Below are 26,233 nucleotides of genomic sequence, written 5' to 3' on the forward strand. Positions count from 1 at the left end.
GATTAGATGAAAAAAAGCTTTTTGGGAGTGATCTTATCTATATGTTTGTTTTTTTATGCCTCTTTTTCCGGGGATATTGCTGTTATAACAGGTAAAAATACTCGTATAGACAGAGTATCAAAGGAAGATCTCAAAAAAATATACCTGAAGATAAAGATATTCCTGAAAGGTCAGAAGGTTGTACCTGTAAATCTCCCACCGAATTCCAGTCTAAGGCAGATATTTCAGGAAAAGATTCTTGAGATGGATGATGAACAGCTTAACTTATACTGGAATGAGATGTACTTCCACGGTATAGAGCCCCCTCTTGTTCTTTCTTCGGAAAAAGCTGTGATAAGGTTTGTAAAGAAAGTGAAAGGGGCTATAGGATACGTAAGATTAGAAAATGTTGATAAAGGACTTAAAATAATTTACATAATCAGGGAAAGATGAAGAAGATACTGATAATTGATGATAATCATCAAAATAGGCTTCTTATAAAGATGATCTTACAGAAAAAAGGGTACACAGTTATTGAGGCAGAGAGTGGAGAAAAGGGTCTTGCACTTGCCTTTGAGCAAAATCCTGACCTTATCATACTTGATATGATGATGCCTGAGGTTGACGGCTGGGAAGTTATGGAAAGATTGAAAGAAAACAGTAAAACGGAAAATATACCGATCATAATATTCTCAGCACTTGATGATCTGGAATCCATTGAAGCTGATGGATTTATACCAAAGCCTGTTGATGTTAACAGGCTTATACAGACGGTCTCGGAAGTGATAGGATGAGATTAAGGAGTATAAAATACAGGATAGTTTTATCATTTCTTGTGGCAAGTCTTATCCCTTTTATAGCCTCAATATTTCTTGTTTTTAAAAAAGGTGAGGAACATCTTATAGATAATATAATTGATCAGCAGTACAGTCAGATAACATTTCTGAAAAAAACTATCCTTAGGGATTTTCACAATCTTCATACAGAGCTTTCATTCTGGTCTGAAAACCAGATACTGAACGATATACTTGTTGATGATATAGATAAAAGAATCCAGAAATTTCTTTTCAGCATAAAGGAAAATAAAGATGTGAAAGGGGTTTTATTCGTATCAAATATAAAAGGGGTAATAATATCTTCAACAGAAAAATCCCTTTTAGGTAAAACAATTAATTCTAAATATCTTGAGAACTATTTTTCAGATCTTCACCATTTCAGACTTTTGGATAAAGATGTTATAAAGCTTTCTGTTCCTGTTTATTCATCATTTCAAAACCAGAAGATAGGCTATCTGGTACTCCTTTTGTATCCAGACTATTTCAGTCAGTACACATTTTCAACAAGAAACAGTATTAACAGTATTTACAACAGAAAGAACAGACTTTTTATAGGTAGTGAGATACCTGTACCAAAAAATTTAAAAGATGAAGGTTATTTTGAGTTTGGAAATTTCCTTACAATCTATAAAAAGATAGATGATCTCTATCTGAGAGACTGGTTTATACTTCTCCAGCTGAATAAGGAGTCTATATTCTCACCTTTGAAATCAATGGAAACTATCTTTATAGGGGTTGCCCTCTGCGGTATGGCTATCATTCTTATACTTTCCTCAGTTGTGGCAACAAGACTTGTAAAACCTGTAAAACTCCTTACAGAAACGGCAGATTATATCTCAAGAACGAAGGATTACTCTAAAAGGGTTGATATAAGGTCTGAAGACGAGATAGGTATCCTCGCAAAGGCTTTTAACAATATGCTTTCAGAGATCCAGTCAGCACTTGAGAAGATAAAGCAGGAAAACAGAGAGAGACTAAGACTTTTTACAAAACTGATAGAGATAATAAACAGGATAACATCAGCAAACTCAGAGATGGAGGTTATAGATATTGTCACACAGGAACTTGAGAGCTTCCTTAATGTTGAAAAGGTTGAGTTTACAAAAGACAAGAAACCAGGTGGGATAAGTATTCCTGTTGATACAGAATCTGTAAAAGGTTTTATACATTTTGATCTGAAAAGGGATATAACTGTAGAAGAGGAACAGTTCTTAAAATCCATAGGCAGAATGATAAATCTTTATATAGAAAGGCTTGAGCTTTTACACAAAGCCCAGTCAGCATCAAGGGCAAAATCAGCTTTCATATCAAATATGTCCCACGAACTCAGAACACCTTTAAACAGTATCATAGGTTTTGCACAGTATCTCCAGATGGCGGAGACGGACGAGGAAAATATAAAGGCAGCCAGAAGTATAGAGCTTGCAGGGAGACACCTCCTTGACATGATAAATGATATCCTTGATTTCGCAAAGATTGAGGCTGGAGCTGTAAAGGTAAACAAAAGATCTTTTCCTGTTAAAAAGCTTATAGATGAGATCTCCGCTATGGTTCAGCCTCTCATTCAGGAAAAAGGACTGAAGCTGATACTTCCTGAGAACACAGACACAGTTATAAACACAGATTACAGACTTTTAAAACAGGTTTTACTTAACCTGCTCTCAAACGCTGTTAAATTTACGGAGGAAGGCTACATAAAGATAGATGTAAGAAAAGATAACGGAAAGATATACTTCTCTGTTATAGATACAGGTATAGGGATATCAAGGGAAAATATAGATAAACTCTTTAAGGACTTTACACAGCTTGAAAATCCTTTACAGAAAAAGTACAAAGGAACAGGCTTGGGCCTTGCCATATCTAAGAAATATATTGAACTTTTGGGAGGTGAGATTTACGCATACAGTGAAGGAGAGGGAAAAGGGGCAAAGTTTGAGTTTTATATTCCACTTTAGTTTTTATCCCTTTTTTGTCTTTCTAGCTCTTTTCTCACTCCAAACAACAAACGCATAAAGAGAAAGGGCAAATATGGAAACTCCAAAGATTAAAAATACTAAATACTGTTCAAGAGTCATTATTACTTCCTCCATAAGATATAAGAAAAAAACCTATCATTGAAAATAATAAAAAAACAACAAAAGCTATTAATCCTAATGTAGATGAAAATTTCCCTCCACCCCAAAAAGATATATTTAATGTTTAAAATGTCTCATTCCTGTGAATACCATAGCTATCCCGTGTTCATTGGCTGCCTGGATAACCTCATTATCCCTTATAGATCCACCTGGCTGTATGATAGCCTTTATCCCATACTTTGCAGCCTGATCAACACTGTCTCTAAATGGGAAGAACGCCTCGGAGGCTAAAACTGATCCTTCCGTATCAAGATTAAACTCTTCAGCTTTTTTAACAGCTGTCTCTAAGCTGTCAACCCTTGATGTCTGCCCCGGTCCTATCCCAACTGTTGCTTTATTTTTTGCAATTACAACAGAGTTTGATTTGACATGTTTAACAACCTTCCATGCGAATAAAAGATCTTCCATCTCCTTATCTGTAGGTTCTCTATCCGTTACAACTTTCAGCTCATTATAAAGCTGTGTATCCCTGTCCTGAACAAGTATTCCACCTGATATCCTTCTGTAATCAGGACCTTCAGCTTTTTTATCAAAGTTCTTTATCTTAACAAGCCTTAAATTTTTCTTCTTCTCTGTGAGATAATCAAATGCATCCTTATCAAAGTCCGGAGCAACAATAACCTCAAGGAATATCTCTGTCAGAGCCTTTGCTGTATCAATATCAACAGATCTGTTGAAAGCAACGATACCGCCAAATGCAGATTTAGGGTCCCTTGATAGAGCCTCTCTGTAAGCTTTTTCAGGTGTATGGGATATAGCAACACCACATGGATTGTTGTGTTTAACTATAACACAGGCTGTCTCATCAAACTCCTTAACAAGATTTACAGCCGCCTCAACATCAAGAAAGTTGTTGTAAGACATCTCTTTACCGTGTAAAACTTCGCTTTCAGCCACTGAAAGACCTTTGTACTCAACTGGGGATATGTAAACGGCAGCTTCCTGATGGGGATTTTCACCATATCTGAGAGTATCCTTCTTTCTGAATGGTACAGAAAACTCCTCTGGGAATTTCTCATCTATACCGAACTTCTCATTTAAAACGGAAGATATAACACTGTCATAAAATGCTGTATGTCTGAAAGCTTTAAGTGCAAGTTTCCTTCTTGTTTCTAAAGATGTTTCTCCTTTTTCTTTAAGTTCTGATATAACAGAACCGTAATCCTCAGGATCAACTATTATAGTAACAAATTTATGATTTTTGGCTGATGCCCTTACCATGGCAGGACCGCCTATATCAATATTCTCTATGATCTCATCAAGATCAGCCCCTTTCCTAACTGTCTGTTCAAAAGGGTATAGGTTTATAGCAACAATATCTATAGGTTCTATTCCCTGCTCTTCAAGCTGTTTCATATACTCAGGGTTGTCCCTTACAGCAAGAAGACCGCCGTGTATCTTTGGATGAAGGGTTTTTACCCTTCCACCCATTATCTCAGGAAAGCCTGTTATATCTGAAACCTCTGTAACATCTATCCCATTCTCCTTTAAAACCCTTGCTGTTCCTGATGATGATATGATCTGAAATCCGAGTTTCTCAAGTTCTTTCGCAAACTCAACAACCCCTGTCTTGTCAGAAACGGAGATCAAAGCTTTTCTTCCCATTCTTTACCTCACATTGATTATTTCTGAGTAAAAATTATACTACTGTAGAGAGATTCATAAAAATCCTTGTGGTAAAATTCTTTAATACACAGTTTTACGGAGTTGTATATGCTTGGGATTGAGAAACTTCTTGAGAAGATACTGCACAGACAGAAGCTCCCTAAGGAAGAGAGGGAAAAGATCGATATTGATATAAAGACCAAGTATGTTCACGGTCTTCTTTTTTATAACTCTTACTTTGATCATCTATCAAAAGCCCTCTCAAAGGACACAGTATGCCTTATCGTTGGTGGGTGGATAAGGGACAGACTTCTGAACAGACCTCTATCAAAAAAGATTGATATAGACTTTCTCGTCACAACAGATCCATTTGAGATAGTAAAAAGATTTAAAAAGATACTGGGAAAAGGTGATATATTCCGTTTTGAAAAGGAAAAGGATGTTGCAACCATAATCTTTTATGAAGGTGATCACAGGTACAGATTTGATTTCTCGTACTTTGATATATCTGACATAATGGAAAATCCCGACCTTGATTTTTACGACAAGGAAAGGGAGATAATAAAAAGGATAGAACAGGATCTTATGACAAGGGATTTTACCATAAATGCGATGGCTGTAGTCTTTGATGATACTATAGGACTCGGAGCTTCACAGACGGTACTTTTTGATCCATCAGGTGGACTTGAGGATCTTCAGGCGGGAATAGTAAGACCTGTATCCTATGAGAATATAGAGAAAGATCCTGTAAGGATACTTAGAGGTTACAGAATAGCACAGGAGATAGATTTTGAGATAGACAGTGATTTTGAGAGATGGGTAAAGAAAAATGCTTCCCTTGTAAAGAATGCACCATCTGAGAGATTGAGGGATGAGATACTTAAGATATTTGATAAAGAAAGATCAGCTGATACAGTTGACAGACTTATAAAAGCAGGTCTTCTTCAGCAGATCATCCCAGAAATTGAAAGTATGATAAAAATAAGAAAAACAGGTGATTTCCACAAGTACGATCTTTTAAATCACTCCCTTAAAACAGTTGAGTATATGGAGCAGTTCTTAAAAAAAAAGAGATTTTAAGATCAACGATAGATAAAAGACTTCTTCAAAATCTTGGGAAAAAAGAGTTTCTGAACGATTTTACAGATATAACCCTTTTAAAACTTACAGCATTCTTCCATGATATAGGAAAGGCTTATGTAAAAAAGAAGGACAGAAAATATATAGATCACGATATAAAGGGAGCTGAGATCTTCAAAAGAAGTATATCAGAGGAGCTTTCACTTGGGAATAAGGCAACAAACTTTGTATCAGAACTTATAAAAAATCACCTCTCAGTTTTCAGACTTTACTACCTCTACAGAAATAGGGATATCACAGACAGTGATATAAACTTTTTCTGGTACGAAAACAAAGAGAATGCTGTTCATCTTTTTATCCTTACTATATCCGATGCTTACGGAACTTCTGAGGATGATCATTTCCTTGAAAAGATAAGGGAGTTTATCATATATCTACAGAGTTACTACTTTGATATCTACCTGAAGAGTATTGTTGAAACTCCCCTTCTATCAGGGAAAGAGATAATGGAGATACTATCTATAGAACCTTCCCCAAAGGTTGGCTATATAAAAGATAAACTCCTGAAAGCCCAGATAGAAGGGAAGATAAGAACAAAACAGCAGGCTGTTGAGTTTATAAAGGAGTTAGCCGGATGATTAAACTATAATACCACCGCCAAGGAGTATATCACCGTCATAAACGGCTAAAACCTGTCCTTTTGCGAATCTCTCCTCAGGTTTTTCAAAGTAGGCTGTCAGTCTGTTACCTTCTATACTTACATCCTTTATTTTTACAGCTTTCTGTCTGTATCTTCCCTGAACAGACAGACCTTCCTTTTTCCATTTTTCCACGGGAACAAGGAAGTTAAAATCTTCTGAGCTTACATGATCTGTTAGAAGTTTTTCCCTTTCACCAACAACAACTGTATTTCTTTCAGCATCTTTTTCTATAACATATAAAGGCTCTCTCCATCTAACACCAAGACCTCTTCTCTGTCCTACCGTGTAAAAAGGCAGACCTTTATGCTTTCCTACCGTTTTTCCATCAATATGTACAATATCTCCAGACTCAAATGCCAGAAGATTGTTTTCAAGAAGATACTCAGCAGGTGTTTTCCCGGCTGTAAAGCAGATCTCAAAACTCTCCTTTTTCTGTGAAACAGGTATTTTGTAATCCTCAGCTATCTTCCTTACCTCCTCCTTTGTCAGGTCTGAAAGTGGGAAGATAAGAAGATCAAGAACATCCCTTTCTAAAAGTGCCATAAAGTAAGACTGATCCTTTTTAATATCTGATCCTCTTTTTATAACCTTACCATAAACCGGGTGATCCTCAATTTTTATGTAATGTCCTGTTGCGAACTTATCTGCACCAAGAACGATATTTACAAACTTTGCGAGCCTTCCTGTTTTTACCTCCCTGTTACATACGGAACAAGGGTTAGGGGTTTTTCCTTTCTTGTACTCCTCAACAAAGTAGTTTATAACCTTCTCTCTGAATATATCCTCCCAGTCTATGACGTAATGCTCAATCCCAAGATATGAAGCTACCCTTTTTGCATCTTTTATGTCCTGTGGAGAACAGCATACCTGTATATCATTTGAACAGACTATACTGCTTAATTTCAGAGTAACACCTATAACATCGTATCCTTTTTCCTTAAGGAGGAGTGCTGCAACAGAGGAGTCCACTCCTCCGCTCATACCGACAGCTACTCTCATTTATTTCATCAACTCCCCAAGCTTGAATATTGGCAGGTAAAGGCCTACAAGTATAACCCCAACAATTCCACCTATGAAAACCATGAGCAGAGGCTCTATAGTTGAAAGGAGACCTTCAACAGCCCTGTCAACCTCGTCCTCAAAGAAGTCAGCTATCGTATCAAGCATCTCATCAAGTCTTCCTGTGTTCTCACCGACCCTTACCATCGCGATAAATATAGGCGGGAATAGTTTTGGATCAAGTGACTGGTATATCTGTTTACCCTTTTCAACCTCATCTTTTGTTTTGTTAATGGACTTTTCTATAACAACATTCCCTGCAACTGTTGATGCTATCTCAAGGGCTCTTATTATCGGAACACCACCGCTAACAAGTGTTGAGAGTGTCCTTGAGAATTTTGCAACAGCACCTTTTCTAAATATCTCACCTAAAAGGGGAAGATTTAGGAATACCCTATGCCAGAACTCTTTACCAGCTCTTGTTTTGTATATATACCCGTTCAGGATGAAAAGACCAAATATTCCTGCAAATATATAAAGGATGTTTGCCTTAACAAAGTTACTTGCATCAATAAGAAACTGTGTGAGAAATGGAAGCTCAGAACCCATACCCTTATAAAGCTGGGCGAATGTTGGGACAATAAAAGTGAGAATTCCAAGAACTATAACCGTTGCGATAACAACAACCATTGCAGGATACCATGAAGCACTTATCAGCTTTCTTTTAATAGCTGCTATCTTCTCATAATATACAGTTGCCCTTTTAAGAATAACATCAAGATTACCTGACTCTTCTGCTGCTGCTGTCAGATTAACCAGAAATTCTGGAAATGCTTTGGGGTGTTTCTCCATAGCCTTTGCAAGTGACATACCCGCCATAACGTCTTCTTTTACTGATTTTAAAGCATCTGCGAGGGTTTTGTTTGGAATCTGTTCTGACAGTATCTCCAGAGCCTCCGCAATACCAACACCTGCGGATATCATCGCTCCAAGCTGTCTTGTAAATATTGCAAGATCTTTCTCTTTAACCTTTGGTTTGAATATATCTATACTGATCTCTTTTTTGGGAGCAAGTTCTATCCTTATTATCTGGTATCCCTGTTTTGTAAGCTCAGTTTCCGCAGCACCTACATCTGAGGCGTATATGGTATCCTTTTTTAGGACTCCGTATTTATCCCTTGCAGTATAAATAAACTTAGGCATCTCTTCCCCCTGCTTACTTTAGTTTTAGTAATCTTTCAAGCTCCTGAGGTTCAGGTGATATCTTAAGACCGTCTTCAGGTGTAATCAGTCCCTCCCTTATAGCTCTCATAATAGACTGGTTCATCGTCTGCATACCTGTTCCAACCTGTCCTGACTGCATAAGACCATAGATCTGGTGTATCTTATTTTCTCTTATAAGGTTTCTTATACCTGTTGTCGGGATGAGAACCTCATGTATGAGAACCCTTCCGCCACCTATCCTTGGAAGTAATCTCTGTGATATAACCCCCTGAAGAACAAAACTGAGCTCTGTTCTTATCTGATCCTGTTCATGTTCAGGGAATACGTTTATTATACGGTTTATAGTCTGTATAGCTGTGTTTGTGTGAAGTGTTGCAAAAACAAGGTGTCCTGTTTCTGCTGCTGTGAGTGCTGCCTTTATAGTCTCAAGGTCCCTCATCTCACCAACAAGTATAACATCCGGGTCTTCCCTTAATGCATACTTCAGTGCTATAGCGAAACCACCTGTATCGTTACCAACCTCCCTCTGTGCAACAAGTGATTTTTTATGAGGGAAAAGATACTCAATGGGATCTTCAATGGTTATTATGTGGTACTGGAAGTTTGCATTTATATAATCAATCATAGATGCAAGTGTTGTTGTTTTACCAGATCCTGTTGGACCTGTAACAAGAACAAGTCCCATACTTTTTCTACAAAGCTCTTTAACAGAAGGTATAAGTCCAAGCTCTTCCATAGGTTTTATCTCGTAAGGAATCCTTCTTAAGGCTGCTGCAACACTTCCCCTCTGTCTGAAAACGTTAACCCTGAATCTTCCTATACCCTTTATACCTATTGAGAAATCAACCTCATTTTTGTCCTCAAATGTTCTCTTCTGTTTTTCATTCATTATTGAGTATATAAGTTTCTGTGTGTCCCTCGGGTATAGAACAGGATAGTCTGAAAGGTATGTGATCTTACCGTCTATCCTGAGTGTTGGAGGTGCTCCAGCTGTAATATGTATATCCGTTGCATCCATCTCAAGTGATTTTCTTGCTATCTCATCAATTGTTAAAGAAAGTTCTCTTTCCATGATCTCCCTCTATATTTTTATTTCATTAAAACCCTTTCCACCTCTGCTATATCTGTAATACCTCTTTTTACTTTCAGCAGGGCATTTTTGTATAGTGTTCTCATACCTTTTTTTATAGCAAGCTCTCTTAGCTGTGCCGCATTTGCCCCTGAGAGAATAGCCTTTCTTATCTCATCATCAACCTCAAGTATCTCATGAACAGCTGTTCTTCCCTTATACCCTGTTCTGTTACATTTTTCACAGCCATTTGGGTTATGTGTGTAAAACTCACCATTTTTTATATCCTCATCTGAGAAACCAAGACCTTTCCAGAACTCAGGTGGGTATGTTGCAGGCTTTCTGCAGTGTTTACATAGTTTTCTTATTAATCTCTGGGCAAGTATAAGATTTACAGCTGTCCCAACAAGGAAGCTCTCAACACCTATATCAATAAGTCTTGTTATAGATGATGGTGCATCATTTGTGTGAAGTGTTGAAAATACAAGGTGTCCTGTAAGTGCAGCTTTTATTGATATCTCAGCTGTTTCCCTGTCCCTGATCTCACCAACAAGTATGATATCAGGATCCTGTCTTAAAAATGCCCTGAGAGCTTCAGCAAATGTCAGACCTATATGTTCTTTTATCTGAACCTGATTTATCCCCGGTATTGATACCTCAACAGGATCTTCAGCTGTTGATATGTTCACATCCTCTGTATTTCTCTCCATAAGAGCTGTATAAAGTGTTGTTGTTTTACCAGATCCTGTTGGACCTGTAACAAGAACCATTCCCCACGGATTGTATATAGCCCTTCTTATCTTTTCTAGATCGTCAGGTTCAAAACCTAAATCCTCAAGCTTCAGACCAAGATAGGACTCTGCGTCCTGAATTCTCATAACGACCTTTTCACCGTAAACTGTAGGAACGATTGAGACCCTGAGATCTATAGGTTTTTTATCTATCTTTACCCTTATTCTTCCATCCTGGGGAAGCCTTTTTTCAGCTATATCAAGATTGGCCATTATCTTGTATCTTGCGACAAGGGCTTCTTTAACGGTTGATGGAAGTTTTTGAACCGTTCTCAGTATTCCGTCAATTCTGTATCTTACCCTTAGCTCTTTCTCGAAAGGCTCTATATGTATATCTGAAGCACCCTGTCTTACAGCATTCACTATAAAAAGCCTTGATGCCTTAACTATAGGAGCCTCTTCAGCCCCAGCTAAAACCTCGGCGACATTTATATCTTCCTCTTTCTGTATCTCCTCCTCCACCTCAGCATCAAGTCCAAAACTGCTTATAAGCTCTTCAGCTGATGTGTCGGGAGCTATCTGGTTCAGAAGATTGTTTATCTCGGAAAGTGTTGCAACATAAACATCTATATTTTTTATACCCAAGAATTTGAGATACTGGACTATCTCTTTATCAATAGGGTTGAATGCTGCTATGGAAAGCGTCCCATCCTTGTAAAAAAGGGGGACAAACTTTTTCTTTTTCATATATTTGTAAGATATTGTTTTGACAACATCATTATTCTTATCTAAGTAATGCTCTTCAGGATCGTAGGGCTTTAGATTCAGAAACTTAACGAAAAAGTCCTTTATCTTTACCTCATCTGTTATCTTTCTGTCTACAAGGTAGTCAAGTATTTCCGTAAAATCCTTTCCACTGAGTGCAGGATTGTCTCTTACCTCCTCAGCTGGAACGAGACCATTTTGAACCATTAATCTGAGGAAGGTTAATTTCCTGCGGCTTTTGTAGTCTACATTTTCCATTCCGTAACCTTTAGTTATCTTAATCTGAATTTATTATATAATAATAGGAAAAGTTATCTAAAAGTCTAACTATATTAATTTTCGGGAAAAAGGAGAAAAATTTGACTGAAAACGGTATAAAAAATATAAAAAGGATACTTATAGCAAATAGAGGAGAGATCGCAATAAGAGCGATTAGGGCTATTAGAGAGTTAGGTGGCGAATCAATAGCAATCTATTCAGAAGCGGATATAAACTCACTTCACAAGGATCTTGCAGATATCTCGATATGTGTTGGTAAGTCCCCTGCGAATCAGAGTTATCTGAATATACCTTCAATACTCTCTGCTATAGAGGTTTCCTACGCTGATGCTGTTTATCCAGGATACGGATTTCTTGCAGAAAATCCACATTTTGCATCTATATGTGAGAAAAGTAATATAAAGTTTATAGGTCCAAAGTCTGAGACTATAAGGCTTACAGGGGATAAAGCTGCAGCAAGAAAGGCAGCTGAAGAGGCTGGAGTTCCGATAATTCCTGGAAGCCCTCCTGTTGAAAATCTGAAGGATGCTTTAGAGATAGCATCAGATATAGGTTATCCTGTTCTTATAAAGGCTGCAGCAGGTGGTGGCGGCCGTGGAATGAGGGTTGTCCATAACGAACAGGAGCTCACAAGGCTTCTTCCTGTTGCCCAGAGGGAAGCTGAGGCTAACTTTGGTGATCCAAGGGTTTATATAGAGAAGTTTATTAAAAATCCAAAACATATAGAGATACAGATACTTGCAGATGAGTATGGAAATGTTATTTATCTCGGTGACAGGGAGTGTTCAATCCAGAGGAGACACCAGAAGCTTATTGAGGAATCTCCGTCTCCTTTCATAAATGATAAAGTCAGAAAAGAGATGGGTGAGGCCGCTGTTAGATTTGCGAAACATGTTGGTTTTACAGGTGCAGGGACTGTTGAGTTTATAGTTGATGAGGATATGAACTTTTACTTTATTGAGATGAACGGTAGGATACAGGTGGAGCATCCTGTTACAGAGATGGTCACAGGAATTGATATAGTAAGCTGGCAGATAAGGATAGCTGATGGTCAGGAACTTACCCTGAAACAGGAAGATGTAAAACAGAAAGGGCATGCCATAGAGTTCAGAATTAACGCAGAAGATCCGGATACTTTTACACCAAATCCTGGAAAGATAGAGAGGCTTTATCTGCCTGGTGGTTTTGGTGTAAGGGTTGATACACACATATACCAGGGCTACACAATCCCTCCGTACTACGATTCGCTTATAGCAAAGATAATAGTTTACGGTAAGGACAGAGAAGAGGCTGTGATAAGGGCAAAAAGAGCATTAAACGAGCTTATAGTTGAAGGTGTTAAAACAACAAAAGATTTCCATCTCAAGATACTTGGTGATCCTGAGTTTCTGTCAGGAAGGTATACAACACAGCTTGTTGACAGGAAATATCTGGGAATAACAGAATGATAAAGGTTCTTACAGTAGGCCCATTAGAGGAAAATACCGTTATACTAATTGACAGATCCGGTAAAAAAGCTGTAGTTATTGATCCTGGTGCTGAAGGTGAAAGGATACTGAAAGAGCTAAAACCATATGAGACTGTTGCCATTCTCGCGACACACGGACATCTTGATCATGTAGGTCAGGTTGGCTTTTTAAAGGAGAAACTGAATGCCCCTTTTTATATGAACAGAAAGGACAGCTTTCTTATCTCAAATGATATATTTCCGGGATTTTCCCAGATGATAGGTGCTTACCCATGCCCGGAACCTGATTTTGATCTTAGAGAAGGTGATATTATAAATTTTGGGGAGAGCAGTCTGGAGGTTATTGAGACACCGGGACATACGCCAGGTGGAGTATGTTTCTACAACAGGGAAGAAGGATACCTCGTTGCAGGTGATACTATATTTAAAGGATCTGTAGGGAGAACAGATCTTCCTGGAGGTGATCCACAGACACTTATGAGATCCCTACAGAAGATAATCTCTCTTCCTGATAATACAGTAATAATATGCGGGCATGGTCCAGAAACAACAGTCGGAGAAGAGAAAAGATCAAACCCTTATATCACAGGGAGGTTTAATATAGATCTATGGTAAAGATCGGTGCCCATGTTTCCTCTTCAAAATCACTTGATCTTGTTTTTGACAGGGGCAGGGAGATAGGGGCAGATACTATCCAGTTTTTTCTTAGTTCTCCAAGATCCTGGCACTGGAAGGAAAGATCCGATGAAGAGAAAGAGCTGTTTATCCAAAAAAGAAGGGAAACAGGAATAAGCCCTGTTATCGCCCACTCATCATACCTGTTTAATCTCGCTTCCTCAGATCCTGTATTGAGAAAAAAATCTATAAACGGTGTTATCAGAGAGCTGAAGCTGTGTGAAGAGCTCAAGATAGATTACTACGTTATACATGCAGGTAAATCAAAAGGTCTAAAAGAGTCAGAAGCTGTAAAAAATATAATAGACAGCGTAAAGGAGATATTCTCCAAAGTTAAACTTAAACATACATTCTTCCTTTATGAGACACTCGCAGGACAGAAAGGTGAGATAGGAAAGACAACAGATGAGCTTGCACAGCTGATGGAGCCTTTTAAAAAAGAAAATACAGGAGTATGCGTTGATACATGCCACATATACTCTGCAGGGTATAAGATAAACGATGAAGAGGGTTTTTACAGTTACAGATCTGAGCTCTCAAAAAAGATAGGTCTTGAAAATGTAAAGGTTATACACTGTAACGACTCTAAAACACCTTTTAACTCAAAGAGAGACAGACATGAACATATAGGAGAAGGATCTATAGGGTATAAAGGGTTTGAATTTTTCCTGAATGATGAATATTTTAGAAGACTGCCTTTTATACTTGAGACACCAAAAACAGCTGACTGGGATATAAAGAATATGGAGAGATTAAGAAGGTTAATAAGAACTGCGCCCGTAGCTCAGTAGGAAAGAGCACCGATTTCCGGGGTCGGGGGTCGCAGGTTCAAATCCTGCCGGGCGCATATTGAGATAAAATAATATTGGAATAAAAATTACAGGTGGAAAGATGAAGATTTTGAGCAGAGAGGTATTAAAAGAGATTGAGGAAAGGCTGTCTAAATACATGGACAGCGAAGTTGAGTTCATACTTAAAATAGGGAATTACATACTTGACAGCGGTGGGAAGAGATTAAGACCTGTTCTTGTTCTGACATTTTCAAAGCTTTTAAAGGGAGAGAATGAGGAAAGAGATTATCCTATAGCTGTTGCTATGGAGTATCTTCACACAGCTTCACTTCTCCATGATGATGTTGTTGATGGAGCAGAAACGAGAAGAGGGAAAGCTGCAGCAAACAGGGTTTTCGGTAATGACACAACAGTTCTGACAGGGGATTATATGTATGCAAACGCCCTTTACCTTTTCTCTGTTTACGGTGATATAGATATGATAAGAAATGTTTCTGATGCTGTTAAGAAGATGTCAGAGGGTCAGCTACTTGAGCTTAAGAAGATAGGTGACATAGATATGAGGGAAGAGGATTACTTCAGGATACTTGAAGGTAAAACTGCAGTTCTATTCGGAAGCTGTTGTTATGTAGGAACCGCACTCGGTGGAGGATCAGACAAACAGAAGAAAAGTGCATATAACTACGGACTTAGCATAGGTATAGCCTTCCAGCTTATAGATGATCTTCTTGATTATATAGCAGATGAGAAAAAACTTGGTAAGCCTGTCTGTAACGATCTGAGGGAAGGAAAGATAACATATCCTCTTCTTTCCGTTCTTGATAAGCTCTCTGAAGATGAAAAAGAGTTTGTAAAAGGTGTGATAAGAGACCTTAACCCTGATAAAAAACATATTGAAAGGGTAAAAAATATGGTAAAAGAAAAAGGAGGGTTTGATAAAACTATAGAAAAAGCAAGGGAATATGTTGATACAGCTGTAAGGGAACTTGAAAACTTCCCCGATAGTGAATATCTTAAAGAGTTGGAAGAGCTTGCAAAATACATAGTTGAGAGGGAATTTTGATGAGAAGAACGATACTTAAATCAAAGATACACAGAATAACAATAACTGGTGCTGACCTTCATTATGAGGGCAGTCTCACACTGGATGAGGCTATTATGGAAGCTGCAAACCTCGTCCCTTTTGAGAAGATAGAGATTTACAATGTTAACAACGGACACAGATTCTCAACATATGTTATACCGGGACAGAGATACGGTGGAGAGTGTATATTAAACGGTGCAGCTGCAAGATTAGGTCACGCGGGAGATATAATCATAATAGTTTCCTGGGCAGACCTTGACGAGGAAGAGCTGAAAAACTTTAAGGTTAACCTTGTTTATATGGACGAGGAGAACAACATAAAAGAACATAAAGTTACAACTGTATTTTCCGAAGAAGTTAAGGAGATAGCAGAGAGAAATAAAAATCTTGTAAGGGATTAATCATGGAAAAGAAAGGCTGGGTGTACTCAATTTTTTTTATAATCCCAGCCTTGCTCATATCTTGCTCATCAAAAAAGGTAGAGCCTGAAGCATACCTTTTAAAAAAAAATGGTAAACCTGTAATCATCTTAAAACAGGGAAAAAAGAAAAAGATCATACCTGTATCTTCCGTTCATATAAATGAGAAGGACTTTCCACAGTTAGACAAAGAGGACGAGGCTATACTTTACGAAGAGTCTCTGAAGACAGGTATAAAGATACCTGACAGAAAGGAGATAAGAAAGTTCCTTTACTACTACGGAAAAAAGAACAGAAAGTTCACACAGGAAGCCTTAAACAGAGCTTCTTATTATCTTCCTATGATAAAAAAGATATTTAAAGAATACGGTCTTCCTGAGGAGCTTGCTTACCTTCCTATAATAGAGAGCGGTTTTGATCCTTACGCAACATCAAGATCAGGAGCTGCCGGTATCTGGCAGTTTATGAGAATAACAGGAAAAAGGTTCGGCCTTAAGATAAACAGAAAGATAGATGAGAGAAGAGATCCTTACAAATCAACTATAGCGGCGGCAAAATATCTTAAGTATCTTTACAACTACTTTGGCAGATGGGATCTTGCCCTTGCTGCCTATAACTGTGGAGAGGGATGTATCCAGAGGAGTTTAAGCTGGAACTCAAAGGATTTCTGGGATATAAAACATAAACTTCCTGACCAGACAAGGGATTATGTCCCAAAATTCTTTGCCGCTGTTCTGATAGCAAAGAAACCTGAGAAGTTCGGTATAAAAATCAGGAAAAGAGAGGAGTACATAGTAAAAACAAAAAAGGCGAAAACAACATTCAGCCTTAAAAAGTTCAGCAGGATATACGGTATAGATTACTACCTTCTAAAGAGATACAACGCACATCTTGTAAAAGGTGTTGCATACAAAGGCTACAGCATAAATATACCTGTGAAAAAGGCTGTTGCCTTAAAGAAAAAACCTGAGGTCAAGAAGGTCTCTTACAAAAAAAGGTATATCATACATATGGTAAAAAAAGGTGAAACTCTTTACAGAATATCAAAAAAATATGATGTTCCGGTTGAAGAAATTATAAAAGCGAATAAAATAAAGGACGGTAAGATAAAAGCAGGTCAGGTCTTAAGAATACCTGTTAAAGAGGTGACATTAAGGTAGATGATTAAGAGAAGGAAAACAAGAGAGATAGATGTTGGTGGTGTAAAGATTGGTGGGGATAATCCCGTTGTAGTCCAGTCAATGACAGACACAAAAACACATAATATTGAGGAGACCCTCTCACAGATAAAAAGGCTCGCAGATGCAGGCTGTGAGATCATAAGGGTTGCTGTCCCAACTGAAAAAGATGCTGAAGCCCTAAAGGAAATAGTCAAAAGATCACCTATACCTGTTATAGCTGATATACATTTCTCACCAAGAATAGCATTCACAGCACTGGAAAGCGGGATACACGGTATAAGACTGAACCCAGGAAACATAAACGATGAAGGAAAGATAAGGGAGATACTTCAGGAATGTAAGAAAAAGAATATAACAGTCAGATTAGGCGTAAACTCAGGATCACTTGAGATGGGTATACTTGAGAAGTACGGGTTTCCTTCAGGTGAGGCACTTGCAGAGAGTGCTCTGAACTGGTCTGAATTCTTTGAGAAAGTGGGATTTACAAAATTTAAGGTTTCCATAAAAGGCTCTGATGTTCTCCAGAATATTGAGGCGAATAAGATCTTTGCAGAAAAAACTGATATACCCCTTCATATAGGAATAACAGAAGCTGGACCTGCAGGGAGAGGATCTGTTAAATCTGCTGTGGGTCTTGGGATTCTTCTTTATATGGGGATAGGCGATACGGTAAGGGTATCATTGACAGCCGATCCTGAGGAGGAGGTAAAGGTCGCCTACCAGATATTACAGTCACTTGGACTGAGAAGAAGAGGAATAGAGATAGTATCCTGTCCAACATGTGGAAGAATTGAGGTTAACCTTCCTGAGGTTGTTAGAAAGGTTGAGGAAAAGCTTGACGGTAAAAACATTCCTATAAAGGTTGCCATTATGGGCTGTGTTGTTAACGCTATAGGAGAGGCGAGAGAGGCTGATATAGGTCTTGCCTGTGGAAATAAATCTGCGATCCTGTTCAAAAAAGGTGAGCCTGTAAAAAGGGTTTCTGAAGATCAGATGATAGATCAGCTTTTAAAAGAGATAGATAACTTAGAGATATAAATGGAAAAGGAAAGTCTACTTCCATACATCGCAGGAATGGTAGAATCTTCAGGAAGTATCACATTCAGGAAGGACAAAAGAACAAAAAACTCTGTCTATCCTGTAATCACAATAAGATCATACGGCAGTGAAAATCTCAAAAGCATAAAAGAGATATTTGGAGGATCAATAATAAAAAAAGGAAGCAGATGGGAGATAGTCCTATCCCACAGGAAGGCTTACAACCTACTAAAAAATATATACAGCTTTCTAATAATAAAAAAGGAAGAGGCTGATCTGGTGTTTGAGCTTTACTCAGACAGATTCACAAAAAAGTACGAACCTGAAAGGAAGAGGAAGATAGTTAAAAAAATGTTAAAATTAAAATCCTTCAGGCTTAAGAGTATAAAAAATGGAGAAAGCTCCGTTCTGAGATGGCTGGAGGAGATAGATGGAAACCCTTGAGATAAAACTTAAAGGCGTTGCTGTTGATGTTTTCTCCCACGAATGGATTGATGAGGATGTTTTAAACAGATCGCCTGTCGTTCTTGAAAAGATTGAGAAGAGAAAAGGTGGATTTACTCTTTTTATGAGATCTGTAACCGGAGCTGTTGAGTGGTACTTCTCAAAAGGACTGACAGTTATTGAGATTAGGGAAAATAAAGGATCTAAATATTTACATATAGAACATGAGGACGGTCAGTACTGGGTTGATCTTCCAGCTGACAACAGAGTTATAAATTTTTTAAAAGAGTTTATGGAGGATCAGGGATAGATGGAAAGGTTAGTTGAGAAAGCTGAGATCCTTATGGAAGCTCTACCTTTTATCACAAAGTTCAGAGGTAAAACATTCGTTATAAAATACGGCGGAAATGCTATGGCAAAGGCTGATCTAAAGGTTGCCTTTGCACAGGACATACTCATGCTCAAGTATATCGGTATAAACCCTGTTATAGTTCACGGTGGTGGACCACAGATTGGACAGATGCTGAAGAGAATGGGACTTGAGAGTAAGTTTGTAGGTGGACTCAGGGTTACAGACAGGGAAACTATGGAAGTTGTTGAGATGGTTCTTGGAGGACTCGTTAACAAGAGTATTGTTATGCTTATAAACAGATACGCAGGAGGTCATATAAGGGCTGTAGGTCTTACAGGAAAGGATGGAGGTCTTATAAGAGCTAAAAAGCTGGATGCTCAGGAGTACTTCAGACAGATGGGAGATTTCAGGCCTACAGAACTTCTTGATCTTGGACATGTAGGTGAGGTTGAGTATATAGACACTCAGATCTTGAAACATCTTGAAGAGGACAACTACATACCTGTTATAGCACCTGTAGGTTTTGATACGGAGGGAAACGCTTACAACATTAACGCCGATTTTGTAGCCTCAGCTGTTGCAGGGGCATTGAAAGCTGAAAAGGTTATATTTTTGACAGATATTGAAGGTCTGAAAGATGAACAGGGGAATACAGTATCATCCATAAACGTTGAAAGGATAAACAGGATGATAGAGGAAGGTGTTATAAAAGGAGGGATGATACCTAAGGTAAAGGCATGTATTCAGGCATTATCGCAGGGCGTAAAGAAAGCCCATATACTTGATGGTAGAATCCCTCACTGTGTTTTACTTGAGATATTTACGTCAGAGGGGATAGGAACTGAGATAGTTTCCTGATCAGGTAAGTGAGATCTCCTCAACTGTAACGAATGTTCCTTTTTCTTTTATAAACTTTATAAGTTTTCTGTATGTCTCATTAGAGCTGAGTGTCTTGCTGTCCCCTATAATGATAACCTTTCTTTTAGCCCTCGTCAGAGCAACATTTAGCCTTCTAAGATCATCAAGAAATCCTATCTCTTCTTCCGGGTTTGATCTTACAAGGGATATAACGATAACCTCTTTTTCCCTTCCCTGAAAACCGTCAACAGTTTTCACCTCAACATCAGGGATTATCTTTTTGAGATAATCCTCATGATCCTTGTAAGGTGTTATAACACCTATATCTTCAGTAAGTACGCCTATCTCCTTCAGTTTTTCCACTATAGATTTAACAGCTTTTGCCTCTTCAGGGTTGTACTTTGATCTGCTTCCCTTCTTCTGCTTCTCTAAAAACTTACCTTCTGTATCAATAAAAACAACAGGGGTATCATCTGTTATTGGGGCATCACCTTCCTTTCCTGTAATATCCGAAAGCTTCCTGTCCTTTACGCTCTCGTCTGATATAAGCTGACCGTCGTAAAACTCCTCAGATGGAAACTGCTTTATAATATCATTCATCCTGTACTGTATCTTGAGCATATATGTGTTTTCCGGGTATATCTTCATAAATCTTTCAAACATCGTAAATGAAAGATCCTTAGCATCAGGATTTAGAACTGTAGGTGGAAGCTGTTTGTGATCTCCAGCCATAACAACCTTAAGTCCTTTTATAACTGGGATAAGACATGAAGGTTCTGTTGACTGTGATGCCTCATCAATAAAGACAACATCAAAAACGTAATCTGATAAAAACTCACTTCCAGCTGTTGAGTTTGTCGCACATATAACCTCTGCACTGTTTAGTATATCGTTTATGATCCTGTCCTCTATCTTTCTTTTTCTATCTGAGAGCTTCTTTATCTCCTTCTGGAGTCTTATCCACTCAGCCATACTTTTTAGTGTCTCTATCCTGTGTCCCCTTACCTTTTTTCCAGATTTTGCGTACTTTAAAATATCACTGTAAGAGAGTCCCCTTCTTCTCTGGGCTGTAGGTTTTTTATAGCTCTCCTGAAGAGATTTTAATTTTTTTATCTTCTTTTCTATACTCCTCACCTCGTTATAATCTGGATGGCTTTCAGCAACAGCATCAAGTGAAACATCAAGTAGCTCCTTCTTGAGCCTTGCAGGATGACCTATCCTTACAACATTAACACCTCTCTCAACAAGGCCTTCAACAATGTTATCAACAGCTGTATTACTGTCTGCTGTGGCTAAAACCCTGTCCCCCTTGCTTACATGCTGGATTATAACCTCTAAGAGTGTTGTTGTCTTACCAGTTCCGGGAGGTCCGTGTATCATGAAAAGCTTATCACTGCATACAGCTTTTTTTACAGCTTCCCTCTGAAACTGATTGAGGCTCTCGTTGAAGAACTGTATCTCCTCTTCGCAGACTGTATATCCGTTATCTCCTAAGACTGTGTCCTCAGGGAAAAATGAGTAGCCTTTCTCAAACATATGTAGTGTTCCTGACATTCTCTTGAATGTTATATCATTAACAAAAAGATCTATTCTCCATTTTTTTCCGGAAGGGAGGATCTGTGAAAACACAACTGTTATAAAATGTTTTCCCTTTTCAAAGACTGTTCCTTCAATACCATCCCTAAGAGGATGCTTTCTGCTGACAAGAACAACATCACCTACATTTATCTGGTGGTCAGGCATATCTTCTTTGAAGAATCTGTAAACCTGAAAATCTCCTATGATCTCCCCTATATACCTTCCCTGAAGACCTAAGATAGCCCTTCCCTTTTTCTGTCTCTCCTTACCTGAAAGGGATAATATCTCGTTAAGATGAAAATCCTTCTCAGCTTCTCTTTCAAGCTCTACAAGGTTTTCCCAGTATGTTACGTATTCCTGTTTATCCTTAAATCTTAACCTCAAACTTTCTCCTTATCTGTTTTTCTTTGCAAGAAGCCAGTAAACGACTCCAAGGGACAACACTATAGCTCCATAACTTAAAAGTTCAAGTGCTTTCTCAGCGGAAAGGGATACAATAAGTATCTTCCTTATAACAGCGGCGAGGGCTACACCTATAAAAGCTCCTATAGCAAAACCGCCACCTTTCAGATGTTTTATCTCTTCCTGCATAAGCTCACTTACAGCCCAGAGGATCAGAAGTGTACCAAGTGTCATAAGTATCCCTTTTTCTATAGGAACGATCCCCATAACAAGCTGGTAAATATCGTAGATGAACAAACCGAGGACAAAGAATGAGACAAGTATAAGTGCACCTACAAGTGTAAAATCAAGCATATCTGAGAACTTTTTTGATATAACAAAGAGCGTTTTCTCAAGTTTTGTCATCACCTGGTATCTGCTAAGCTCCTCTTCTCTGTACGCAGCTGTGAGAATATCAAGATTTATATCAAGAAGCTTTCCTATGGACACAACAAGCTGGTTTCTCTCTTCTGAAAGACCGAACTCCTTATTTATCTTCTCAATAAAAAATCTCCTTATAAAGTTAAAGCTTGCGTTAACATAATGTGTTGGAAGACCTATATCAACATGTTTTTCTCCAATCCTGTAAAGTCTCAGAAAGTATGCGTAATCGTACTTACCTGAAAGGAGATCATCATACCACTCTCTAAGTTTGTCCTGATGTCTCTTTACGGTAGCATCATCTTTCAGAAAGTTTTTTGTCTCAGGAAATCTGAATATGAACTGGTAGAACCTCTCTATGAACTCCTCTTTATACTTTTCCATAACAGGTTTAAGGTAGTTTATATTCTTTATATCCCTTTCAGTAAAATCAAAATCTTTAAGTATCTGTTCAAATCTTTCCATCTAACCCCTCTTTGATGTTTTTTATCATTTATTTCTGTTTAAACAGAGATTAATTTATAACAAAAAGGATGAGGAGACAATGAATTTAGAAGATCTGAAAAAGACAGAGAAAAAGGAAGAGTGTTTCAAGTGTGGAGTTGTTGCTATCCTGTATGAAGATCCAAATATTGAAGGACTATACTTCTGTGAGAAATGCTGGCAGGAGAGGATAAAAACAGAAGAAATAGAAGAATGGGGATTTGATGAAGAAATCCCCTATGAGTGATCTTATTTTTTTCTCTTTCTTCTTTCCATTCTGTTTTTGTATTTAATGACCTTTTTCTTTTTCTTCTTTTTCCTGGCTTCCTGTTCGTCAGTTGTTGCTGTTGCCTCTTTAAGCAGTCTTTCTGTCTCTTCCTCTTTTCTTCTCTGTTCTTCCTGTATCTCCTCTTCAGAAGCTATCTGGACTTTGAACAGATACTCAAGTGTGTTCTGTTTTGTTCTGAAAAGCATATCCTCAAAAAGATTGAAAGCTTCCTTCTTGTACTCAACGAGAGGATCTCTCTGTGCGTAACCTCTCAGATAAACTGACTCTCTCAGTCTGTCAAGCATATGGAGGTGTTCCTTCCATAAAGAATCAAGAACCTGGAGTGTTATGTATCTCTCAAACTCTCTCATAACTTGAGAGCCTGCCTGCTCTTCCTTGTTTTTGTAAAACTGTTCTAACTGCTCAAATATATGATCCTCAAGCTCTTTTCTGTCCCACTCTCTATCCTCAGGTATCTTTACATCAACACCAAGCCACTCTTTAAATGATTTTTCAAGCTCTTTTAACTCCCATTTTTCTTGATACTCCTCAGCAGGTGCGTACTTGTCTATATAGAACAGAGACACATCGTAAAGCCACTGTTTAAGCTCTTCCTGAAGGTTAGCACCTTCAAGTATATCCCTTCTCAGAGAGTATATAACCTGTCTCTGCTTGTTCATAACATCATCAAACTCAAGAAGTCTCTTTCTTATCTGGAAGTTCTGACCTTCTACCCTTTTCTGTGCATTTTCTATAGCCTTTGATACCATCGTACTTTCAATAGGCTCTCCATCAGGTATCTTAAGTCTGTCCATCAATGCTTTGAGTTTATCTCCACCAAATAGTCTTAAAAGATCATCCTCAAGTGATAGGTAAAATCTTGAGCTTCCAGGATCCCCCTGTCTTCCAGCTCTACCTCTGAGCTGGTTATCTATCCTTCTACTTTCATGTCTTTCAGTTCCTATAACAGCAAGTCCACCAAGCTCTATAACCTTTTTCTTCTCTTCCGCTGTTATCTTCTGAGCTTCCTTTAAAGCTTCCTTGTACTGCTCCTCTGTTGCCTTTTCAGGTGTAAGACCTTTCTTTTTCAGTATCTCCTTTGCTAGAAATTCAGGGTTTCCACCAAGTAGTATATCCGTTCCCCTTCCTGCCATATTTGTAGCTATGGTTACAGCTCCTATTCTACCTGCCTGTGCTATTATCTCAGCCTCTTTTTCGTGATGTTTTGCGTTTAATACATGGTGTTTTATACCCTTTTTCTTTAAAAGTGCTGAGAGATGCTCTGATGTCTCAATTGATGCAGTACCAACAAGTATAGGTCTTCCCTGATTGTGTAGTTCCTCAATCTCTTTTATTGCAGCCTCATACTTCTCCCTTTTTGTTTTGTAAACAAGATCAGGATAGTCCTTTCTTATAACAGGTTTGTTTGTAGGTATAACCAGAACATCAAGACCGTAAATCTCCTTAAACTCCTCAGCCTCTGTCTCAGCTGTACCTGTCATACCTGCAAGCTTGTCGTACATTCTGAAGTAGTTCTGGAATGTTATTGATGCTAACGTCTGGTTCTCAGCCTCTATTTTAACACCTTCCTTAGCCTCTATAGCCTGGTGTAACCCGTCAGACCATCTTCTTCCCGGCATAAGTCTTCCTGTAAACTCATCAACAATTATCACCTCTCCATCTTTAACCACATAATCAACATCCCTGTGGAACAGGGTGTTTGCCCTGAGAGACTGTGTTATGGCGTGGAGTATATCTATATTTCTTGGATCGTAAAGGTTTTCAAGATTAAAGTACTTTTCCGCTTTCTCAACACCTTTTTCTGTCAGAACTGCTGTTTTGTTCTTCTCATCTATCTGGAAGTCCTCATCCTTTACAAGTGTTTTAACAAAAGCATCAGCCGAGTAGTATATACTCACATCCTCACCTGATGGACCTGAGATTATAAGGGGTGTTCTTGCCTCATCTATCAGTATTGAGTCAACCTCGTCAACTATAGCGTAATGATGACCTTTTACCTGAACGATCTGATCCTTAGAAAAGACCATATTATCTCTCAGATAATCAAATCCAAACTCATTGTTCGTTCCGTAAGTTATATCGGCCTCATATGCCTGTCTTCTCTCAGCCTCAACAGCCTCAGTAAAGAAGTTCTTTCTCGCCTCTATATTGAACAGCTCTGAAGGAAGAAGCTCTCCTTCATAACCTTTGGGCCATACTCTCATATCTTTTTCAATAGCCTCGTTGAACTTATCCTCATCAACCCATTTAACGATAAATGACTGGTGGTTTGTGTTAATAACACCAACATCAAGACCTAAGAACTTGTATATAGATCCCATCCATACGGCATCCCTTTTTGCAAGGTAATCGTTAACAGTAACAAGATGTACACCTTTTCCTGTAAGGGCGTTCAGATATATTGATATGGAGGCAACGAGCGTTTTACCTTCACCTGTTTTCATCTCAGCAACAGTTCCCTTATGCAGAGCCATAGCACCTATAAGCTGAACATCAAAAGGTCTAAGTCCAAGTGTTCTCTTTGCAGCTTCCTTAACAAGGGCAAATGCTTCAGGGAGAATATCAACCATCTCTCCCTGTGTTATAGCATCCCTTAACTTCTCATCAGATCTTACTTGCTTGATTAGCTGTAAGCTTTTTTCCCTTATCTCCTTGTTTGAAAGACTGTCAAACTCTTTTTCAAGCTGATTTATCTTATCAACAAAAGGTTTTAATTTTTTTATCTCCCTTTCATTTTTTGTACCGAATATCTTTTTGACAAAGAAGCCTATCATCTGGTATTTCTACCTCCAGAATTTAAAATATAGATGAAATTATAACATTATTAATAAGATATGATTTTTTTATATTTAATCTATCTGGACTTCCTTTTTCCTGTTTTTTAGAAATATCTCATAAAAGATAAACCCTGCTATACCTAAAGATATTGATGCGTCAGCTATATTGAACGCAGGCCAGTGGTAATCTTTTATGTAAATATCTATGAAATCCCTTACAGATCCGATAAATATCCTGTCGTAAAGATTTCCGATAGCCCCTCCTGCTATAAGAGAAAGGGAGTAAAACTCCCAGTTTGAAAGCTGTGATCTTTTTATATAGGCGTAAATCATAGTTAAGATAGCTGCTACTGTGGAGGCAATAATAAGAATCAGGATTCTGACAGCTTCAGGAGCTTCTGCAAGAATCCCAAAAGCTGCTCCCCTGTTCCACACCAGTGTAAGATCAAAAAAACCTGGAATAACTGTGATACTGCCGTGAAACAGATACTTAACGGCAATATACTTTGTAATCAGATCAGCAGCTATTATAAAAAAAACCGTGGCAAGAAACTTGTAGTATCTTTCCATA

Annotated in this window: 25 protein-coding genes, 1 tRNA gene and 1 pseudogene; 18 read left to right on the forward strand and 9 right to left on the reverse strand. The window is 38.2% G+C overall.

Annotation, left to right across the window (positions count from 1 at the left end; translation table 11 throughout):
• Positions 1-6 precede the first annotated feature (6 nt).
• Genes PERMA_RS07415 through PERMA_RS10560 form a run of 3 tightly spaced genes read left to right on the forward strand, consistent with a single transcriptional unit; the run spans position 7 to position 2,770 of the window.
• Positions 7-432, forward strand: coding sequence for a type 2 periplasmic-binding domain-containing protein (locus tag PERMA_RS07415; RefSeq protein WP_012676479.1), 426 nt, complete (start codon positions 7-9; stop codon positions 430-432).
• Positions 429-773 (forward strand): response regulator, encoded by a 345-nt coding sequence (locus PERMA_RS07420; RefSeq protein WP_012675645.1) that lies wholly within the window; start codon positions 429-431, stop codon positions 771-773. The genes PERMA_RS07415 and PERMA_RS07420 overlap by 4 nt, the downstream gene beginning before the upstream one ends.
• Entirely contained in the window at positions 770-2,770 is a 2,001-nt protein-coding gene (locus PERMA_RS10560; RefSeq protein WP_012676198.1) for a HAMP domain-containing sensor histidine kinase, read from the forward strand. Before PERMA_RS07420 ends, PERMA_RS10560 begins: the two co-directional genes overlap by 4 nt.
• A gap of 237 nt (positions 2,771-3,007) precedes the next feature.
• Here the strand turns inward: PERMA_RS10560 and purH are convergent, their stop codons facing one another.
• On the reverse strand, positions 3,008-4,555 hold the full coding sequence (purH, locus tag PERMA_RS07430) for a bifunctional phosphoribosylaminoimidazolecarboxamide formyltransferase/IMP cyclohydrolase (protein WP_012676755.1): 1,548 nt from the start codon (positions 4,553-4,555) through the stop codon (positions 3,008-3,010).
• Positions 4,556-4,663: 108 nt separating this feature from the next.
• Here purH and PERMA_RS07435 point away from each other — a divergent pair, with 108 nt between their 5' ends.
• From PERMA_RS07435 to PERMA_RS10915, 3 genes and pseudogenes are all read left to right on the forward strand, one after another.
• A complete protein-coding gene (locus tag PERMA_RS07435) occupies positions 4,664-5,635 on the forward strand; it encodes a tRNA nucleotidyltransferase/poly(A) polymerase-related protein (RefSeq protein ID WP_012675689.1) in 972 nt (323 codons plus the stop codon).
• A 50-nt stretch (positions 5,636-5,685) separates the two neighbouring features.
• A pseudogene (locus tag PERMA_RS10980) lies at positions 5,686-5,895 on the forward strand (HD domain-containing protein); the annotation flags it as partial.
• 246 nt (positions 5,896-6,141) lie between these two features.
• Complete coding sequence (locus PERMA_RS10915) at positions 6,142-6,273, forward strand: hypothetical protein (RefSeq protein WP_012676117.1); 132 nt, start codon at positions 6,142-6,144, stop codon at positions 6,271-6,273.
• On the opposite strand, the gene mnmA is transcribed toward PERMA_RS10915, so the two are convergent.
• Genes mnmA through PERMA_RS07455 form a run of 4 tightly spaced genes read right to left on the reverse strand, consistent with a single transcriptional unit; the run spans position 6,274 to position 11,382 of the window.
• Positions 6,274-7,335 (reverse strand): tRNA 2-thiouridine(34) synthase MnmA, encoded by a 1,062-nt coding sequence (gene mnmA / locus PERMA_RS07440; RefSeq protein ID WP_015898855.1) that lies wholly within the window; start codon positions 7,333-7,335, stop codon positions 6,274-6,276.
• Entirely contained in the window at positions 7,336-8,538 is a 1,203-nt protein-coding gene (locus PERMA_RS07445) for a type II secretion system F family protein (protein WP_012676425.1), read from the reverse strand.
• A gap of 13 nt (positions 8,539-8,551) precedes the next feature.
• Positions 8,552-9,631, reverse strand: a complete 1,080-nt coding sequence (locus PERMA_RS07450; RefSeq protein ID WP_012675268.1) for a type IV pilus twitching motility protein PilT — start codon at positions 9,629-9,631, stop codon at positions 8,552-8,554.
• 17 nt (positions 9,632-9,648) lie between these two features.
• Positions 9,649-11,382, reverse strand: a complete 1,734-nt coding sequence (locus PERMA_RS07455; RefSeq protein ID WP_012676535.1) for a GspE/PulE family protein — start codon at positions 11,380-11,382, stop codon at positions 9,649-9,651.
• A 101-nt stretch (positions 11,383-11,483) separates the two neighbouring features.
• Here PERMA_RS07455 and accC point away from each other — a divergent pair, with 101 nt between their 5' ends.
• The 11 genes from accC (at position 11,484) to argB (ending at position 19,713) form a co-directional block, all read left to right on the forward strand.
• On the forward strand, positions 11,484-12,851 hold the full coding sequence (accC, locus tag PERMA_RS07460; protein ID WP_012675692.1) for an acetyl-CoA carboxylase biotin carboxylase subunit: 1,368 nt from the start codon (positions 11,484-11,486) through the stop codon (positions 12,849-12,851).
• On the forward strand, positions 12,848-13,486 hold the full coding sequence (locus tag PERMA_RS07465) for an MBL fold metallo-hydrolase (protein WP_012676097.1): 639 nt from the start codon (positions 12,848-12,850) through the stop codon (positions 13,484-13,486). The genes accC and PERMA_RS07465 overlap by 4 nt, the downstream gene beginning before the upstream one ends.
• The gene (locus tag PERMA_RS10660; protein ID WP_012675804.1) at positions 13,480-14,337 is read left to right on the forward strand and encodes a deoxyribonuclease IV; all 858 of its coding nucleotides are present in this window, start codon (positions 13,480-13,482) and stop codon (positions 14,335-14,337) included. The genes PERMA_RS07465 and PERMA_RS10660 overlap by 7 nt, the downstream gene beginning before the upstream one ends.
• Positions 14,320-14,393 (forward strand) — tRNA-Arg (locus PERMA_RS07480). Before PERMA_RS10660 ends, PERMA_RS07480 begins: the two co-directional genes overlap by 18 nt.
• Positions 14,394-14,437: 44 nt before the next feature.
• The gene (locus PERMA_RS07485) at positions 14,438-15,400 is read left to right on the forward strand and encodes a polyprenyl synthetase family protein (protein ID WP_012675926.1); all 963 of its coding nucleotides are present in this window, start codon (positions 14,438-14,440) and stop codon (positions 15,398-15,400) included.
• Complete coding sequence (panD, locus tag PERMA_RS07490; protein WP_012676776.1) at positions 15,400-15,822, forward strand: aspartate 1-decarboxylase; 423 nt, start codon at positions 15,400-15,402, stop codon at positions 15,820-15,822. The genes PERMA_RS07485 and panD overlap by 1 nt, the downstream gene beginning before the upstream one ends.
• Positions 15,823-15,824: 2 nt before the next feature.
• Positions 15,825-17,000 carry a lytic transglycosylase domain-containing protein gene (locus PERMA_RS10565; RefSeq protein ID WP_012676745.1) on the forward strand — a complete coding sequence of 392 codons (1,176 nt, stop codon included), beginning with the start codon at positions 15,825-15,827 and terminating at the stop codon, positions 16,998-17,000.
• Entirely contained in the window at positions 17,001-18,059 is a 1,059-nt protein-coding gene (gene ispG / locus PERMA_RS07505; protein ID WP_012675905.1) for a flavodoxin-dependent (E)-4-hydroxy-3-methylbut-2-enyl-diphosphate synthase, read from the forward strand. It begins immediately after the preceding gene.
• Positions 18,060-18,503: a hypothetical protein gene (locus tag PERMA_RS07510; protein ID WP_012676964.1), complete on the forward strand. Its 444-nt coding sequence runs from the start codon at positions 18,060-18,062 to the stop codon at positions 18,501-18,503. It abuts the gene before it with no gap.
• Positions 18,490-18,813, forward strand: coding sequence for a hypothetical protein (locus tag PERMA_RS07515; RefSeq protein ID WP_012676128.1), 324 nt, complete (start codon positions 18,490-18,492; stop codon positions 18,811-18,813). Before PERMA_RS07510 ends, PERMA_RS07515 begins: the two co-directional genes overlap by 14 nt.
• Positions 18,814-19,713 (forward strand): acetylglutamate kinase, encoded by a 900-nt coding sequence (argB, locus tag PERMA_RS07520; protein WP_012676702.1) that lies wholly within the window; start codon positions 18,814-18,816, stop codon positions 19,711-19,713.
• On the opposite strand, the gene PERMA_RS07525 is transcribed toward argB, so the two are convergent.
• Positions 19,714-21,675 (reverse strand): IGHMBP2 family helicase, encoded by a 1,962-nt coding sequence (locus PERMA_RS07525; RefSeq protein WP_012675833.1) that lies wholly within the window; start codon positions 21,673-21,675, stop codon positions 19,714-19,716.
• A gap of 9 nt (positions 21,676-21,684) precedes the next feature.
• Positions 21,685-22,578 (reverse strand): protoglobin domain-containing protein, encoded by an 894-nt coding sequence (locus tag PERMA_RS07530; protein ID WP_012676962.1) that lies wholly within the window; start codon positions 22,576-22,578, stop codon positions 21,685-21,687.
• A gap of 79 nt (positions 22,579-22,657) precedes the next feature.
• On the opposite strand from PERMA_RS07530, the gene PERMA_RS07535 reads away from it, so the two are divergent.
• A complete protein-coding gene (locus PERMA_RS07535) occupies positions 22,658-22,843 on the forward strand; it encodes a hypothetical protein (protein ID WP_012676616.1) in 186 nt (61 codons plus the stop codon).
• 2 nt (positions 22,844-22,845) lie between these two features.
• Here PERMA_RS07535 and secA read toward each other — a convergent pair whose 3' ends face one another.
• Both secA and lspA read right to left on the reverse strand, forming a co-directional pair.
• Entirely contained in the window at positions 22,846-25,659 is a 2,814-nt protein-coding gene (gene secA, locus PERMA_RS07540) for a preprotein translocase subunit SecA (protein WP_012675677.1), read from the reverse strand.
• A 75-nt stretch (positions 25,660-25,734) separates the two neighbouring features.
• A complete protein-coding gene (gene lspA, locus PERMA_RS07545) occupies positions 25,735-26,232 on the reverse strand; it encodes a signal peptidase II (RefSeq protein WP_012676663.1) in 498 nt (165 codons plus the stop codon).
• Position 26,233 lies beyond the last annotated feature (1 nt).

It is taken from the genome of Persephonella marina EX-H1 (assembly GCF_000021565.1).
Lineage (GTDB): Bacteria > Aquificota > Aquificia > Aquificales > Hydrogenothermaceae > Persephonella > Persephonella marina.

Bases quoted from the DNA above. Each gene is read 5' to 3' on its own strand.
- PERMA_RS07415 (WP_012676479.1), top strand. From the start codon at position 7: ATGAAAAAAAGCTTTTTGGGAGTGATCTTATCTATATGTTTGTTTTTT.
- PERMA_RS07420 (WP_012675645.1), top strand. From the start codon at position 429: ATGAAGAAGATACTGATAATTGATGATAATCATCAAAATAGGCTTCTT.
- PERMA_RS10560 (WP_012676198.1), top strand. From the start codon at position 770: ATGAGATTAAGGAGTATAAAATACAGGATAGTTTTATCATTTCTTGTG.
- purH (WP_012676755.1), bottom strand. From the start codon at position 4,555: ATGGGAAGAAAAGCTTTGATCTCCGTTTCTGACAAGACAGGGGTTGTT.
- PERMA_RS07435 (WP_012675689.1), top strand. From the start codon at position 4,664: ATGCTTGGGATTGAGAAACTTCTTGAGAAGATACTGCACAGACAGAAG.
- PERMA_RS10915 (WP_012676117.1), top strand. From the start codon at position 6,142: ATGGAGATACTATCTATAGAACCTTCCCCAAAGGTTGGCTATATAAAA.
- mnmA (WP_015898855.1), bottom strand. From the start codon at position 7,335: ATGAGAGTAGCTGTCGGTATGAGCGGAGGAGTGGACTCCTCTGTTGCA.
- PERMA_RS07445 (WP_012676425.1), bottom strand. From the start codon at position 8,538: ATGCCTAAGTTTATTTATACTGCAAGGGATAAATACGGAGTCCTAAAA.
- PERMA_RS07450 (WP_012675268.1), bottom strand. From the start codon at position 9,631: ATGGAAAGAGAACTTTCTTTAACAATTGATGAGATAGCAAGAAAATCA.
- PERMA_RS07455 (WP_012676535.1), bottom strand. From the start codon at position 11,382: ATGGAAAATGTAGACTACAAAAGCCGCAGGAAATTAACCTTCCTCAGA.
- PERMA_RS07465 (WP_012676097.1), top strand. From the start codon at position 12,848: ATGATAAAGGTTCTTACAGTAGGCCCATTAGAGGAAAATACCGTTATA.
- PERMA_RS10660 (WP_012675804.1), top strand. From the start codon at position 13,480: ATGGTAAAGATCGGTGCCCATGTTTCCTCTTCAAAATCACTTGATCTT.
- PERMA_RS07485 (WP_012675926.1), top strand. From the start codon at position 14,438: ATGAAGATTTTGAGCAGAGAGGTATTAAAAGAGATTGAGGAAAGGCTG.
- panD (WP_012676776.1), top strand. From the start codon at position 15,400: ATGAGAAGAACGATACTTAAATCAAAGATACACAGAATAACAATAACT.
- PERMA_RS10565 (WP_012676745.1), top strand. From the start codon at position 15,825: ATGGAAAAGAAAGGCTGGGTGTACTCAATTTTTTTTATAATCCCAGCC.
- ispG (WP_012675905.1), top strand. From the start codon at position 17,001: ATGATTAAGAGAAGGAAAACAAGAGAGATAGATGTTGGTGGTGTAAAG.
- PERMA_RS07510 (WP_012676964.1), top strand. From the start codon at position 18,060: ATGGAAAAGGAAAGTCTACTTCCATACATCGCAGGAATGGTAGAATCT.
- PERMA_RS07515 (WP_012676128.1), top strand. From the start codon at position 18,490: ATGGAAACCCTTGAGATAAAACTTAAAGGCGTTGCTGTTGATGTTTTC.
- argB (WP_012676702.1), top strand. From the start codon at position 18,814: ATGGAAAGGTTAGTTGAGAAAGCTGAGATCCTTATGGAAGCTCTACCT.
- PERMA_RS07530 (WP_012676962.1), bottom strand. From the start codon at position 22,578: ATGGAAAGATTTGAACAGATACTTAAAGATTTTGATTTTACTGAAAGG.
- PERMA_RS07535 (WP_012676616.1), top strand. From the start codon at position 22,658: ATGAATTTAGAAGATCTGAAAAAGACAGAGAAAAAGGAAGAGTGTTTC.
- secA (WP_012675677.1), bottom strand. From the start codon at position 25,659: ATGATAGGCTTCTTTGTCAAAAAGATATTCGGTACAAAAAATGAAAGG.
- lspA (WP_012676663.1), bottom strand. From the start codon at position 26,232: ATGGAAAGATACTACAAGTTTCTTGCCACGGTTTTTTTTATAATAGCT.